The sequence below is a fragment of the Sphingobium sp. CR28 genome (genome assembly GCF_052327305.1).
Taxonomy (GTDB): Bacteria; Pseudomonadota; Alphaproteobacteria; order Sphingomonadales; family Sphingomonadaceae; genus Sphingobium.
Genome location: NZ_CP182486.1, coordinates 2,116,771 through 2,130,017 on the forward strand (window position 1 = coordinate 2,116,771; position 13,247 = coordinate 2,130,017).

12 protein-coding genes and 1 pseudogene are annotated in these 13,247 nt (G+C 63.3%); 3 read left to right on the forward strand and 10 right to left on the reverse strand.

From position 1 onward, the window contains the following. Positions 1 to 66 precede the first annotated feature (66 nt). Positions 67 to 1,146 carry a LysR family transcriptional regulator gene (locus tag ACNAOH_RS10100; protein WP_443970054.1) on the reverse strand — a complete coding sequence of 360 codons (1,080 nt, stop codon included), beginning with the start codon at positions 1,144 to 1,146 and terminating at the stop codon, positions 67 to 69. 318 nt (positions 1,147 to 1,464) lie between these two features. On the opposite strand from ACNAOH_RS10100, the gene ACNAOH_RS10105 reads away from it, so the two are divergent. Together ACNAOH_RS10105 and ACNAOH_RS10110 are read left to right on the forward strand one after the other, a co-directional pair. Further along, positions 1,465 to 2,382: a Nif3-like dinuclear metal center hexameric protein gene (locus tag ACNAOH_RS10105; protein WP_443970055.1), complete on the forward strand. Its 918-nt coding sequence runs from the start codon at positions 1,465 to 1,467 to the stop codon at positions 2,380 to 2,382. Further along, positions 2,379 to 3,206 carry a Nif3-like dinuclear metal center hexameric protein gene (locus ACNAOH_RS10110; protein WP_443970056.1) on the forward strand — a complete coding sequence of 276 codons (828 nt, stop codon included), beginning with the start codon at positions 2,379 to 2,381 and terminating at the stop codon, positions 3,204 to 3,206. The genes ACNAOH_RS10105 and ACNAOH_RS10110 overlap by 4 nt, the downstream gene beginning before the upstream one ends. A 56-nt stretch (positions 3,207 to 3,262) precedes the next feature. Here the strand turns inward: ACNAOH_RS10110 and mmsB are convergent. The 9 genes and pseudogenes from mmsB to ACNAOH_RS10155 form a co-directional block, all read right to left on the reverse strand. Further along, a pseudogene (mmsB, locus tag ACNAOH_RS10115) lies at positions 3,263 to 4,144 on the reverse strand (3-hydroxyisobutyrate dehydrogenase); the annotation flags it as partial. Positions 4,145 to 4,186: 42 nt separating this feature from the next. Next, positions 4,187 to 4,966 (reverse strand): enoyl-CoA hydratase-related protein, encoded by a 780-nt coding sequence (locus ACNAOH_RS10120; protein WP_443970057.1) that lies wholly within the window; start codon positions 4,964 to 4,966, stop codon positions 4,187 to 4,189. Next, positions 4,963 to 6,042, reverse strand: a complete 1,080-nt coding sequence (locus tag ACNAOH_RS10125; RefSeq protein ID WP_443970058.1) for an enoyl-CoA hydratase/isomerase family protein — start codon at positions 6,040 to 6,042, stop codon at positions 4,963 to 4,965. Before ACNAOH_RS10125 ends, ACNAOH_RS10120 begins: the two co-directional genes overlap by 4 nt. Continuing rightward, the gene (locus ACNAOH_RS10130) at positions 6,039 to 7,184 is read right to left on the reverse strand and encodes an acyl-CoA dehydrogenase family protein (protein ID WP_443972103.1); all 1,146 of its coding nucleotides are present in this window, start codon (positions 7,182 to 7,184) and stop codon (positions 6,039 to 6,041) included. Before ACNAOH_RS10130 ends, ACNAOH_RS10125 begins: the two co-directional genes overlap by 4 nt. A gap of 4 nt (positions 7,185 to 7,188) precedes the next feature. Continuing rightward, positions 7,189 to 8,685, reverse strand: a complete 1,497-nt coding sequence (locus ACNAOH_RS10135; RefSeq protein ID WP_443970059.1) for a CoA-acylating methylmalonate-semialdehyde dehydrogenase — start codon at positions 8,683 to 8,685, stop codon at positions 7,189 to 7,191. A 100-nt stretch (positions 8,686 to 8,785) separates the two neighbouring features. Next, the gene (locus ACNAOH_RS10140; protein WP_443970060.1) at positions 8,786 to 9,319 is read right to left on the reverse strand and encodes a flavin reductase family protein; all 534 of its coding nucleotides are present in this window, start codon (positions 9,317 to 9,319) and stop codon (positions 8,786 to 8,788) included. Between the two features lie 84 nt (positions 9,320 to 9,403). Next, positions 9,404 to 10,966 (reverse strand): tryptophan halogenase family protein, encoded by a 1,563-nt coding sequence (locus tag ACNAOH_RS10145; protein WP_443970061.1) that lies wholly within the window; start codon positions 10,964 to 10,966, stop codon positions 9,404 to 9,406. Then, entirely contained in the window at positions 10,936 to 11,427 is a 492-nt protein-coding gene (locus ACNAOH_RS10150) for a PIN domain-containing protein (protein ID WP_443970062.1), read from the reverse strand. Before ACNAOH_RS10150 ends, ACNAOH_RS10145 begins: the two co-directional genes overlap by 31 nt. Next, a complete protein-coding gene (locus ACNAOH_RS10155; protein ID WP_443970063.1) occupies positions 11,427 to 11,666 on the reverse strand; it encodes a type II toxin-antitoxin system Phd/YefM family antitoxin in 240 nt (79 codons plus the stop codon). Before ACNAOH_RS10155 ends, ACNAOH_RS10150 begins: the two co-directional genes overlap by 1 nt. A 179-nt stretch (positions 11,667 to 11,845) precedes the next feature. On the opposite strand from ACNAOH_RS10155, the gene ACNAOH_RS10160 reads away from it, so the two are divergent. Beyond that, positions 11,846 to 13,219, forward strand: coding sequence for a cation:proton antiporter (locus ACNAOH_RS10160; protein ID WP_443972104.1), 1,374 nt, complete (start codon positions 11,846 to 11,848; stop codon positions 13,217 to 13,219). The last annotated feature ends 28 nt before the right edge of the window (positions 13,220 to 13,247 follow it).

A 13,247-nucleotide genomic window follows, 5' to 3' on the forward strand; every position in this document is an offset into this window, starting at 1 on the left:
CTTCAGCGGGAGCGGCGGCCACGGGCTGGCGGTCGCTCCCGTGCTCACCTCAAGGCAGCGTGAAGCTCAGAGGCCGGAAGATCGCCGCGCATTCTGAGTCGCCACTTCACTGATGAAATCATACAGCGCCTTGGCGGCGGGGGGCAGAGGACGGCTGGTCAGATTGATGAGGCCGTAGGGCTCGGTCGGAGCCTGGAGCTTCACATCGACTTTACCCATCGCCTGGAACTTGGCGAAGTAGCGATACATGCTCTCCGGCACGATCGCGAGGGTATCAGTCGCGTCGAGCGATGTCGCCGTAGCAATCATCGAGGCCATGCGAGTCGAGTTGACCGGCAAGGGCAGGCCCGCCGCATTAAACGCCGCTTCGATGGACCGCAGTTCCGGCGCGCCCGCTGGCGGAAGAATCCAGCGTTCGGAGAAGACATCCTTCAAGGTCAGATTGTGCTGCCGTAAAATCGGGTTGGTGGCGCTCGCAACAACGACAGCGACGTCTTCGATCAGCGGCGAATAGGTCAGGGGCTCCGGGCCGACAGCTCCGGCGATGCTGCCGACCACGAAATCGAGACGACCCGCGTTCATCTCGGGCAGGAGCACGTCGCTCGTGCCCACATGGAGCGACACTTCGACAGTGGGATAGGCTTCCGCCATGCGCGCCAGCGCCTGAGTGACAGGTGAAGGCACCGTGGAAATCATGGCGCCGACGCGCACATAGCCAGTGATGCCGTTCTGCAGGCCATCGATGTCCTGCTGCATCTTGCGGATTTCCGCGAGGATGAAGCCTGCATGACGCGCTGCCATCATGCCAGAGGGCGTGGGCTTCATGCCCCGCGACTGGCGGATGAACAATACGGCGTTCAGCGCTTCCTCGATTTCCTGGAGGAGCTTGGTCGCGGCCGGCTGCGACATGTTGAGGGCGGCAGCGGCGTCATGCAGATTTCCTGTATCGACCAGCTTCAGCACCAGAGCGAGCTGCCGCATCTTGAAGCGGCCATAGCGAGGCGTCACGCCGTCGAGGCATTCAGCCAGAATGGCCTCGATATCCGTTTTCAGCGGCAGGATGGAGCTTGGTTCGCGCCGTGCGAGGTCACCCCGGAAAATATAGGCGAGATCGCCGTCTTCCTGAATTCCGTTCCGTTCACGCATGCTGGGCTCCTTTACGCTGGAGACCAGCCCGGGTTCGCACCACGGGGGGCGAGGGTTCGACGCTCATGCGATAGATTCGGCTCATGCGTTTCGCCTCTCTCCAACGACGCTTTTTTACCATCATAGCATGGTCCGTGGCAGCGTCTACAGCGCTGCTCGATTCGGAAATTCAACACTTTAGGTAACGGCATGGCACAGGCTTGGCGGGCTACGCGCGGCCTGCGACGAGCGCGAGTCTACCAAGATTTCTCGCTGCGCCGTTGTCGATCGCGGCGTCGTGTGAGATGTCACAGCGCATAACGAGCCTTGGGGAGGGATATGCGCGGCGCATCTTTGTTGACACGGCGGGAGGCCGGCCTCGCGACGATCGCGGCAGGCGCATTCTGTCTTCCCGCCGCCGCTGCCGGGCCTTTGACTGCCGCCGATGTTGTCGAGCGCCTTCGCCAGCATCGAGGCGACAGGTGGAAAGAAGGCGGCCTCGATGGGTTTGTTGCGGGAGATCCTCAGGTCGTCGTGAGGGGCATCGCTATGACCGCCATGCCGGACATCCCCACTTTGCGAAAGGCTCTCGCTCAGGGCTGCAACATGATTATCAGCGTTGAATCGCCACTCTATGCCCGTCCTTATGTCGCGTCTGGCGGATCGGCTGCATCAGGACCAAATCAGACTGTCGAGAGGCTTCAGGCCGATCCCGCTTATGCCGGGAAGCTGGCCTTCATCGAGCAGAACCGGCTGGCGATCTACCGGCTAAGCGACAATCTGGGCACTCCTGGCACTGATCCGCTGATTGAAGGGATCGCGCAGGCCATGCGGTGGGGAGCCTATCGCAGCCCGGCCGGCACAGGCCGCTTCGATATTCCGCGCGGGTCATTGGCCGCGCTTTCCCGGTCTCTCAAGCGGCGGCTCGGGACCAATGGCGGCATGCGTGTGATCGGGCAGGGCGACCACAGCGTCTCGCGGGTGCTGGTCGCGCCGGGCCGTATCGATCCGGTTGCGGTCGTTAAGCTGTTGCCGGAGGTCGATGTTCTCGTAGCGGGCGATCTGCGCGAATGGGAACTCGTCGAGTATTTCCACGACAGCTGGGAGACGAGCCAGCCCAAAGCGCTGATTGCCGTTGGCCGCATAATGTCGGAACAGCCGGGAATGCTGGCCGCCGCATCATGGTTGCGGTCGATCGCGGGCGTCCCAGTCCAGCCAATCTCAGTTGAAGATCCCTATTGGAGGCTACCGGCGTGACTCCGCGTGAACTGGTTGAGCGAATGGTCGCCAAGGCCACGCAAGAGGGTGCGCCGCCGCCGGCGCGAGCCGGCTATCGCGATACATTCAAGATCGGCAATCCCGACGTGGAGATTACCGGCATCGCCACCACCGGGATGACGACATTCCGCGTGCTGAAGCGGGCCGTGGCCGAGAAGCGGAATTTCATCATTCCGCACGAAGGCACCTGGTTCAACGATCGCGATGAACCGGCGAACTTCGTCGAGAACGATCCTCTATACCTCGCCAAGAAAGCCTATTGCGAAGAAAACGGCCTCGTCATCTGGCGGAATCATGATCTCACGCATCGCATGCGGCCTGATCAGATGTTCGTCGGCCAGCTCCGCCTGCTGGGCTGGACTGCGGATGAAATGCCGCTCATCAACCGCATGCCGACTGTTACTCTGCCCCAACCGATGACACTCGCACGCCTCGCGCGGCATGTCGTCAGCCGCTGCGCTGTTCATGCCTATCGGATCGCCGGGCCTGCTGACATGATGGTGCGCAAGGTCGCGGTCGGGGTTGGTTATGCTTTCCCCAATTTCCTGACCGATCCCGATGTCGATGTAATCGTCGGCGGCGAGGCGCAGGAAGGGACGGACAGTGCGCTTCCGACCCACGATCTTACGCAATTTGCAGCCGATTCGACTGCGCTGGGGAGGCCGCGCGGCCTCGTCTTGCTGGGCCATATGGGTACGGAGGATATTGGCATGCAAGTGGTTGCGGACTGGATTCGCGACCTCGCCCCCGGCGTGCCGATCGCCTACTTGCCAGCGGGAGAGCCATTCGCCCGACCGTTCTGAGTTAACGCGATGCGATCGCAGCATCTCTTTCCGCCGCACCTATGCGCAGCTGAGAGTTAACTCAGAAGCTCGATGATTGCGGAGAAGTCCCGACTGCCTTCGCCCTTGTTCGCGAGGAGCTGATAGAGCGCCTCGGCGGCATTGCCCATTGGCACGCTGGCACTGGCGTCGGCGGCGGCCTGAGTGGCGAGCTTCAGATCCTTGAGCATCAGCGCGGCGGCGAAACCGCCTTCATAGCCGTTGTCCGCGGGGCTGTGCGGCCCGACGCCTGGGAGCGGACAATAGCTCGTCATCGACCAGCTCTGGCCCGATGAGACGCTGGCGATGTCGTAGAACGTCTGTGGGTCAAGGCCGATCTTCAGGGCAAGCGCAAACGCCTCGCAGGTCGCGATCATCGTGGCTCCCAGGATCATGTTGTTGCAGATCTTGGCCGCCTGCCCATTGCCCGCGCCGCCGGCATGGATCACGGCCTTGCCCATTGCCGCGAGAATAGGCTGCGCCCGCGCAAAGGCGCTATCCTCGCCGCCGACCATGAACGTCAGCGTTCCTGCCTGCGCTGCGGCAATGCCGCCTGACACCGGCGCATCGACCATGGCAAAGCCGTGATCGGCGGCAGCCGCGCCTATGCGGCGAGCTGTCGCGATATCGATCGTCGAGCAATCGATGAGCAGCGTGCCTGGTTGCGCGCCATCGAACACATCGCCCGCGTAGACGCGTTCCACATGACTGCCGGCGGGGAGCATTGTCACTACGGCGCTGGCATCAGCGACGGCATCAGCCGCGCTTCCTGCACGCGTCGCGCCCGCCGCTTCGGCGCGCGCCAGTGCATCGCGTGAAAGATCGAAGGCGCGGACGTCATGGCCGGCCTTCACGAGATTGGCGGCCATGCCGCCGCCCATATTGCCGAGACCGATGAAAGCGATGCGGCTCATGCGACTTCTCCTCTCCTCATGCGGAGACGCTTTTGCGCCTTTCCGCCGTCAGCGCCCCTTCCAGACGCCTGCTCGCTTCTCCACGAAAGCCGCCATGCCTTCCGCCTTGTCTTCGGTGGCGGTCAGGATCTGGAACAGGCGGCGCTCGGTCAGAATGCCCTGGGCGAGATGAGTCTCGTAGGCGATGTTGACCAGTTCCTTATTCACCATCGCGGCCATGGGCGGCATGGATGCAATGAGCGTGGCGGACTTCATTGCCTCGTCGAGAAGGTCCGCCGCAGGCACCACGCGCGCGACAAGGCCGGCGCGCTCCGCCTCGCCAGCGTCCATCATCCGGCCGGTCAGGCACATTTCCATGGCCTTCGCCTTGCCGACTGCACGGGTAAGGCGCTGCGATCCCCCCATACCCGGCGCGACGCCGAGCTTGATTTCGGGCTGGCCGAATTTCGCGTTGTCGGCCGCCAGGATGAAATCCGCCATCATCGCCAGTTCGCATCCGCCGCCCAATGCAAAGCCGTTGACGGCCGCGATCCAAGGCTTGCGGGTGGCGACGACTTTCGTCTGCCAGTCTGAGAAGAAATCCTGCAGGAAGAAGTCGGCGGCGGGCTTCTCCGCCATTTCCTTGATGTCGGCGCCCGCAGCGAACGCCTTGTCGCCGCTGCCGGTCAGCACCGCGCAGCGTTGGCTGGGGTCGGCATCATAGGCCGCGAAAGCGGTGGCCAGATCCTTCAGGACATGACTGTTCAGCGCATTGAGCGCCTGAGGGCGGTTGAGGGTAATGAGGGTCGCTGCATCGCGTTGCTCGACGATTATGGTTTCGTAGGTCATGCGGGGCGGCTCTCCAGTTGCGGCAGCGGGGTCCATTCCTTGCCCGCGGGCAGCGGCGCAAAGAGCGAATCGATCAGCGCATCGCTAACAGCTTCCGGGCTGGCCGGCTCCCATCTGGGTGCATTATCCTTGTCGATGATGACGGCCCGCACGCCCTCCCCAAAGTCGGGACGGCGAATGACATTGCAGGCAATGCGATATTCGTTGCGCATATTGTCGGCAAAGTCGGTGAATGCCGCTCCTTCCCTGAGCTGCCGCAATGCCACTTTGACGGTTTGAGGAGACTTGCCGGCGAGCAAGGCGCGCTGGCTCTGCGCCCAGTCCGAGCCGTCGGCCTCAAGCGCCTTCAGAATGTCCTCATAGATGTCGGATGCGAAAAGACGATCAATGTCCGCGCGCTGCGTGCCGAGCGCGCCGGGAGGCGGCGTCTCGGTCGACCCCGCTAAAGTCCGTTCCAGATAGACCGGGTGTTCGAGGATGTCGCGCTTCACTCCGTCGAGCTTTTCGGCCGAGATGAAATGGGTTGCGATGCTCAGCGCCAGCGCATCCGCTCCGTCGATCCTGCTGCCAGTGATTGCCAGCCATTCTCCCGTGCGTCCGGGCAAGCGCGGCAGGAACCAGCCGCCGCCCACGTCGGGGAAGAGGCCGATGCCGGTCTCGGGCATCGCAAATAGAGTGCGCTCGGTCGCGATCCGGTATCGCGCGGGCAGGGAAAGCCCGACGCCGCCGCCCATGACGATGCCGTCCATGAAAGCGACGATCGGCTTCTCGTAGACGAAAAGCAGATGGTTCATGCGATATTCGATGAAGAAGAAGCGCTCCGCTTCGGTACAATCGGTCTTCGCGCTGTGCGCGATCCGTACAATGTCGCCGCCCGCGCAAAAGCCACGTCCCTCATGATGGTCGATCATCACGGCAGCGATCCGGTGATCCTCCCGCCACATGAGCAGAGCTGAGATGATCGCCTCGCACATGTCCAGCGTGAGGGCGTGGAGCGCCTTGGGGCGGTTCAGCCGTATCCGGCCGACCGCGCCGTTCGGCCCGTGTTCCACAAAGGCGAGAACGTCTTGCGTCATCGCTCCAGCATATCCCGGCCGACAATCATCCGCATCACCTGGTTTGTGCCTTCGAGGATCGAGTGGACGCGCAGGTCGCGCCAGAAGCGCTCGATCGGATAGTCCATGAGGTATCCGTAGCCGCCATGCAGCTGCAGCGCCCGATCGGCCACCGACGATCCGGTGTCGGTCGCGAGCCGCTTGGCCATGGCGGCGAAGCGGGTCTTGTCGGGTGTGCCCGCCGTCACCTTGGCGGCAGCGAGGTAGAGCAGGGCTCGCGCAGCCTCCAGTTCGGTCGCCATGTCGGCGAGCATGAACTGGGTGTTCTGGAAGTCGGCGATGGCCTTACCGAACTGCCTGCGCTCCTGCGTGTAGCGCACCGCCTCGTCCAGGCAGCGCTGAGCCCCACCCAGCGAGCAGGCGCCGATGTTGAGCCTGCCGCCGTCCAGTCCCATCATCGCGATGCGGAAGCCTTCGCCCTCCGCGCCGATCAGGTTCTCGATCGGCACGCGGACATTGTCGAAGTTGACCGGCGCGGTGGGTTGCGAGTGCCAGCCGAGCTTGCGTTCCTGCGCGCCAAAGCTGACGCCCGGCATGTCCTTCTCGATCACGAGGCAGGAGATGCCCTTCGGCCCTTCCTCGCCGGTGCGGACCATGGTGAGGTAGAGGTCGTTCTCGCCCCCGCCTGAGATGAACTGCTTGGTGCCGCTGACGACATAATGGTCGCCTTCCCGCACCGCGCGGGTCTTGAGCGCGGCGGCGTCGGAGCCTGAGCCGGGTTCGGTAAGGCAGTAGCTTGCCAGCTTGTCCATTGTGACGAGGCCGGGAAGATATTTGTCCTTCACCGCCTGGGCGCCGAACCGGTCGATCATCCACGATGCCATATTGTGGATCGAGATGAACGCGCTGGTCGAGGGGCAGCCATAGGCCATCGCCTCGAAGATCAAGGCCGACTCCAGCCGGCCGAGTCCGGTACCGCCTGAGTCCTCCGAGACATAGATCGCCGCGAAGCCGAGTTCGGCGGCGGCTTTGATCGTCTCGCGCGGGAAGATATGCTTCTCGTCCCACTCCGCCGCATGGGGCGTGATCGCATCCGCCGTGAATCGGCGGGCCAGCTCCTGAATCTCGCGCTGGTCGTCAGTGAGGTCGAACTGGTTGGTCATGAACTCACCCCATTGTCGGAATGACGAAGGCGTTGCTGCCATCAGGCGCGCCATCGGGCCAGCGCTGCGTGACGGTCTTAACCTTGGTCCAGAAGCGCACACCTTCCATGCCGTGCTGGTTGGCGTCGCCGAATGCCGAGCGCTTCCAGCCACCGAAGCTGTGATAGGCCACAGGGACCGGGATCGGCACATTGATGCCCACCATGCCCACATTCACTCGCGCCGCGAACTCGCGCGCGGCATGACCGTTGCGAGTGAAGATCGCGACGCCATTGCCATATTGGTGCTCGCTCGGCAGGCGCAGAGCGCTCTCGAAGTCGGGCGCACGGACGATCTGGAGGACGGGGCCGAAAATCTCCTCCTTGTAGCTCTGCATGCTGGCGGTGACGCGGTCGAACAGCGATGGGCCGATGAAGAAGCCGTTCTCATGGCCCTGCAGCTGGAAGCCGCGGCCATCCACGACCAGCTCGGCGCCTTCGTCGACGCCGGTCTGGATCCAGCTCTCGACCCGCTGCTTGTGCGCCGCGTTGACCACGGGGCCGTACTGCGCCTCGGGATCGGTCGAGACGCCGACGCGCAGAGATTGGATTGCCGGGATCAGCTTCTCGCGGAGCGCATCGGCGGTCTTGTCGCCGACCGGGACGACGACCGGCAGCGCCATGCACCGCTCTCCTGCCGATCCGAAGGCCGCGCCTGACAAATCCGCAACGACCTGATCGAGATCGGCGTCCGGCATGACGATGCCGTGGTTCTTAGCGCCGCCCATGGCCTGCACGCGCTTGCCCGCCGCGACGCCGCGCTGGTAGACATAATGCGCGATGTCGGACGAGCCGACAAAGCTGATCGCGCCGATCGCGGGATGATCGAGAATTGCGTCGACCATTTCCTTGTCGCCGTGAACGACCTGCAGAATGCCTGCGGGAGCACCCGCCTCCAGCATCAGCTCGGCGAGGCGTACCGGCACGCTGGGGTCGCGCTCCGAGGGCTTCAGGATGAAGGCGTTGCCGCAGGCGATCGCCACCCCGAACATCCACATCGGGATCATCGCCGGAAAGTTGAACGGGGTGATACCCGCGCCGATGCCGAGCGGCATCCGCATCGAATAGACATCAATGCCCGGCCCGGCGCCGTGCGTGTATTCGCCTTTCAGCGCATGCGGGATGCCGCAGGCGAATTCGATCACTTCCAGCCCGCGCTGAATATCGCCTTTGGCGTCGGCGATCACCTTTCCGTGTTCGGAGGAGAGGAGGTGGGCAAGCGCGTCCATGTTCGCTTCGACCAGATCCTTGAAGCGGAACATCACGCGCGCACGGCGCTGTGGATTGGTCGCGGCCCAGCCGGGTTGGGCCGCCAGTGCTGCGTCCACAGCGCGGTCCAGCAAACGAGCATCGCCCAGCGCGACCCGCGCCTGAATTTCTCCGCTGTTAGGATCGAACACGTCGCCATGTCGCGCTGCCTCGCCGTCATTGGCACAGGCAAGCAGGTGATGGACCTCGCGCATGACTATCCTCTCCGGGCCAACCTTTTTGCACATGGTCTGGCGCGACCATGCGTCCTCATCTGGCCTTATGCGACTGAACTGGCGGTTCTCGCCGGAGATTTCAAGGAAGCGGCTGGAGCGTCCCCAGCGCGCCATCGGCCCAGCCCAGGATCGTCGTCATGCCGCTGCTATGGATTTCCCTTACGTCACCAATGAGCACGTCATGTGTGCCGAAGGCCGTGTGTCCAGCAATTGCGCAAATAATACTCGCTGGCGCCGCGTCGAGCAGCATCACGCCATTATGTCTGCGCCAGCCCGTCAGCTTGAAGCGCTCTGCGCGCCGTGTCGGGTCTCCAAACGGACCAAGATGTTCGCCCGTCGCGGGATCGAGGAGGTTTATGCAGAAACGGCCGGAGTTGACGATCCCTGCATGAGCCGAACCTGCGCGGTTGATGGCGATGGCGACGGCGCACGGGTCGAGAGACACCGGCATGATGGCGGACATGGCCAGGCCAATGGGCTCGTCCGTTTCCGGATCGACACTGGTTACGATGCCGACGGGAGCCGGAAGGAAGCGCAATATGCGCTTGAGGGCTGCCGTATGATCGCGGGTTTCGGCTGCTGCCGCCGCTGGAAAGGAAGGATTTTCCGCCATTACTTGCTCTGATTGACGGCTTTGCCGTTCCTTTGCCAGTGGAAACACGACGCAAACGTTCATCTTCCGACGCAAACGCCTCGTTCACACGGGGGCAGCGCCGATCGCGCTTATGAGCTCGCGGTGGCCGGGGAGGTCAGCGGCGGCCTGCGCGCCAAATATTTCGAGCCTGCGAAACATACGGTCGCTTTCCGGCGGCGCGGGCAGGGCTGCTGGGTCGATCGTCCCGGTGAAACCCATGCCGTAGAGAATATATTGATAGTTGAAGAAGGCGAAGCTCTCCACGTCGATCGTGAAGTCGAAGCGATTGGGCGGGCGGTGACGCCACTGGTCGAGCAGGCCAAGCAGCCGGTCCGAAATGGACGCGGGATCGGCGTTCTCGCGCCAGAAGCGCTCGTCACGCCGGCTGAGACAATAATGCAGCTTCAGAAAGTCGGCGATTGCCTCATAGCGCGCGGCCATCAGCCTGTTGAAGCGATCGGCGGGCGCACCCATTGCGCCGTGATGCGGGAAGAGTTCCGCGATCATGGCGACGGCGGCCTCGATCAGGATGAGCCCCGTCGATTCAAGCGGCTCCAGGAATCCCCCGGCCAAGCCTACTGCCACGCAGTTGCCGATCCACTGCTTCTCCCGATAGCCCGGATCGAAGTTCAGCACGCGCGCGTCCAGAGTGTCCGCATCGCGGCCAGCATAGGCGGCAAGCACGCTCAGCGCGGCCTCATCGGAGAGGTGATCGCTCGAATAGACGGTGCCCAGTCCCCGGCCGGTCGAAAGGCCGATGTCCCATGTCCAGCCACCCTCATGCGCGGTTGCGATGGTCATGGTCGCGAGCGGCGTGTCGCTGTGCGGGTAGGGGAGCCGGCAGGCGACAGCGCGGTTGGTGAAGAGCTGGTCGCGCATCGAGACGAACGGGGACTTGAGCGTCCGCGCAATCAACTCGGCGCGAAAGCCCGAGCAGTCGATATAGAGGTCAGCCTCGAGCGCACCGTGCTCGCGCGTCAGCACATGGTCGATTGTGGCGTCGCTTTTCAGCGCTGCGCCGGTGAGTTCGCCGGAAAGATGCCGCACCCCAAGGTTGCGGGCGTGCTCGGCCAGAACCTGCCCCAGCTTTTGCGCATCGAAATGATAGGCATAGCTTAGCGGCCCGTCGAATGCGCCTTCCCCGAATGCCTTGGGGCCACGTCCCGCTTCGGCCACCTGGTGCTGGATGGTCACTGCCTGCGCAAAGGGCGGACGCGTGCCAGGGTCTTGCAGCAGCCACTGTGCCGCCAGGTCGATCCCGTCCGCCTGAAAGGGCGGCTCAAAGGGGTGCAGATAGCTGTGGCGTCGCCCGCCCTGAGGTGCGTGCAGCCAGTCGTCGAAGCGGACGCCCTGTTTGAAGGTTGCGGACGCGGCCCGGATGAACTGTGTCTCGTCGATCCCGAGGAACCGCAAGGTCGCCCGGATGGTCGGGAAGGCGCCTTCGCCCACACCGATCGGGCCGATCTCCGGCGATTCGACCAGCGTGATCCGGATGTCTGGGCGGCGCTTCTCCATGAAGCGCGCAAGATAGGCCGCCGTCAGCCACCCCGCCGTGCCGCCGCCTATGATGAGGATGGATCGCGCCACGTGCATGGTCAGGCTCTCAGGAACAAGGTTTTGAACCATTGCGAGCCGCCCCGTGCGGCCTGCCGCCAGTCCTCGCCCTCATCCTCGGGTATATAGCCCCATGGATTGAAGAGCTTGGGTTTTCCCAGCTTATAGGCCGAGACGTGCTGCGTGACGAGCGTCAGCCGGTGTTCGAGCGCAGTGGCGACAAGCAAGGCGTCCCGCGAGGCCGGATAGGCCAAGGCGTCCGCCCGCCGAATCACCGCGACGTCGACAGGCAGGATGCGTCCGTCGAACGCGGTCATCACACGTGTCGCGATCCATTCGCTCAGCGCGGAAGACGACCCCTTGTCGGCTCGGGCGGTTTGCCGCGCTTCGTTTTGCAGTTCGAGAAGCGACAGCGCGGAGAGAAACAGATCGTGGCGCGGCACGCCAGCGGCCCATGCCGCGAGTCCGGGGTCGCAGCGGCCTGCGCGCGCGCCACGCAGCTGGCTGATAACGCTGGTATCGAGCAGATACATCAGCGCTTCGGAGCCACGCCGTCCCAATCGGAACGGGGTGGTCGGGACGCTGGAGCGTCCGGCATGGCAAGCAGGTCGACAATGGTTTCCCGCTGTCCGGTAAGCTGTCGAAACGCCTCGATCCCGAGCAACACATGGGTTGGGCGACCACGATCGGTAATGAAGATCGGTTCGATTCGCGCGAGACGCTTGGCGAGGCTCACATCCTGATTGAACTCGCGGCTGGTGAGCGATTTCATGCGCCTACATTTCTACAAATATCGGTTCAAGATGTAGGCACATACCTACATTGTGACCATCGCGCAACGCTTTGGCCCTTCGGCCCCGGAATCGCATGGCAGCCAAGAAATTCCGGTTGCAACGCGCCAATGATAGCGCTCCCTTTACGGCAAGACGCGGAGACGTCGTAATCTGGGGGATGCATATGAATGACATGATCGAGAGTTTCTGGACGACGTTCACGACATCGCTGTCACCGCATGGCCCTGCGTCTGTGGGCGCGGCTGCTACCTATGCGCCAAGCGACTTCAGCATTCATTTCTTCCTCCAACTTGCCATCATCATCTTCGCCTGCCGGGTCGTCGGCTGGCTGGGCAAGAAGCTGCTCGCGCAGCCTCAGGTGGTGGGCGAGATGATTGCCGGCGTCATCCTCGGCCCTTCGCTCTTCGGATTGCTGGCGCCTGATCTTCAGGCCGCCATTTTCCCGAAGGAGACCAGGAACGTCTTGTATGTGGGCGCTCAGCTTGGCGTCGCGCTCTACATGTTCCTCGTCGGCCTCACGCTCCAGATCGATCATTTCCAGTCGAAGGCGCGCAGCGCAGCTGCCGTCTCGGCTTCAGGCCTCGTCGCGCCGTTCCTGATCGCGGTCCTGATTACGCCGCTCCTGCTTCAGGTGCCGGGCCTCTTCGCTCCCGGCATCAGCCAGGCCAATGCCACGCTTTTCATGGGCGCATGCATTGCGCTCACTGCCTTCCCCATGCTGGCGCGGATCATCAATGAGCGCGGCCTTGCCAACAGCCCGCTCGGCACGCTTTCGCTCACTGCCGGCGCATTCGATGATGCGGCATCCTGGTGCGTTCTGGCGCTGGTGCTGGCCACATTTGGTGGAGGCAGCGGCGTGGCGACCCTCGCGATCGGCGGAGCAGTCATTTACGTCGGGTTTCTCGTTCTTTTCGGGCGACGCCTGTTGGCTCCGCTCGGTCGTGCCGTCGAGGCGAAGGGCGAGATGAGCATGACCGTACTGGCGATCACGCTGATGCTGTTCTGCACGTCCGCCTTCATCATGGACGCCATCGGCATTCACGGCATTTTCGGCGGCTTCATCCTTGGCGTCTTCATGCCGCGCGGCCGCTTCGTCGAAGAGTTGAAAAGCAAGGTGGAGCCTGTGGCAGTCGTCATGCTGCTGCCCATGTTCTTCACTTATTCGGGGCTGAACACCCGTATGGATATGGTGAACTCCGGCTCGCTGCTGCTGATTGCTCTGGGCATCCTTGCCGCGTCGATCGCGGCCAAGTTCGGCGCCTGCTATCTGGCGGCGCGGCTCGCGGGCGAGGATAATCGCACCGCGCTTGGCATCGGCGCCTTGATGAACTCACGCGGCCTCATGGAGCTCATCATCATCAATATCGGTCTTCAGAAGGGCATTATCGGACCTGCGCTTTTCTCCATGCTGGTGTTGATGGCGATCGTCACAACAATGATGGCGGGGCCGCTCTTTGAGCTCGTCTATGGTCGCAAGGCGCGTGAAAGCGGCGAGCTGGATCAGCTGCGCCCGGCCTCTACCCCGGTTTGACAGTTCTCTTGATCGTCTCCCCGCCGGC

Excerpts from the sequence above, each read along its gene's own strand:
- ACNAOH_RS10100 (WP_443970054.1), bottom strand. The coding sequence starts at position 1,146 with ATGCGTGAACGGAACGGAATTCAGGAAGACGGCGATCTCGCCTATATT.
- ACNAOH_RS10105 (WP_443970055.1), top strand. The coding sequence starts at position 1,465 with ATGCGCGGCGCATCTTTGTTGACACGGCGGGAGGCCGGCCTCGCGACG.
- ACNAOH_RS10120 (WP_443970057.1), bottom strand. The coding sequence starts at position 4,966 with ATGACCTACGAAACCATAATCGTCGAGCAACGCGATGCAGCGACCCTC.
- ACNAOH_RS10125 (WP_443970058.1), bottom strand. The coding sequence starts at position 6,042 with ATGACGCAAGACGTTCTCGCCTTTGTGGAACACGGGCCGAACGGCGCG.
- ACNAOH_RS10130 (WP_443972103.1), bottom strand. The coding sequence starts at position 7,184 with ATGACCAACCAGTTCGACCTCACTGACGACCAGCGCGAGATTCAGGAG.
- ACNAOH_RS10135 (WP_443970059.1), bottom strand. The coding sequence starts at position 8,685 with ATGCGCGAGGTCCATCACCTGCTTGCCTGTGCCAATGACGGCGAGGCA.
- ACNAOH_RS10140 (WP_443970060.1), bottom strand. The coding sequence starts at position 9,319 with ATGGCGGAAAATCCTTCCTTTCCAGCGGCGGCAGCAGCCGAAACCCGC.
- ACNAOH_RS10145 (WP_443970061.1), bottom strand. The coding sequence starts at position 10,966 with ATGGTTCAAAACCTTGTTCCTGAGAGCCTGACCATGCACGTGGCGCGA.
- ACNAOH_RS10150 (WP_443970062.1), bottom strand. The coding sequence starts at position 11,427 with ATGTATCTGCTCGATACCAGCGTTATCAGCCAGCTGCGTGGCGCGCGC.
- ACNAOH_RS10155 (WP_443970063.1), bottom strand. The coding sequence starts at position 11,666 with ATGAAATCGCTCACCAGCCGCGAGTTCAATCAGGATGTGAGCCTCGCC.
- ACNAOH_RS10160 (WP_443972104.1), top strand. The coding sequence starts at position 11,846 with ATGCATATGAATGACATGATCGAGAGTTTCTGGACGACGTTCACGACA.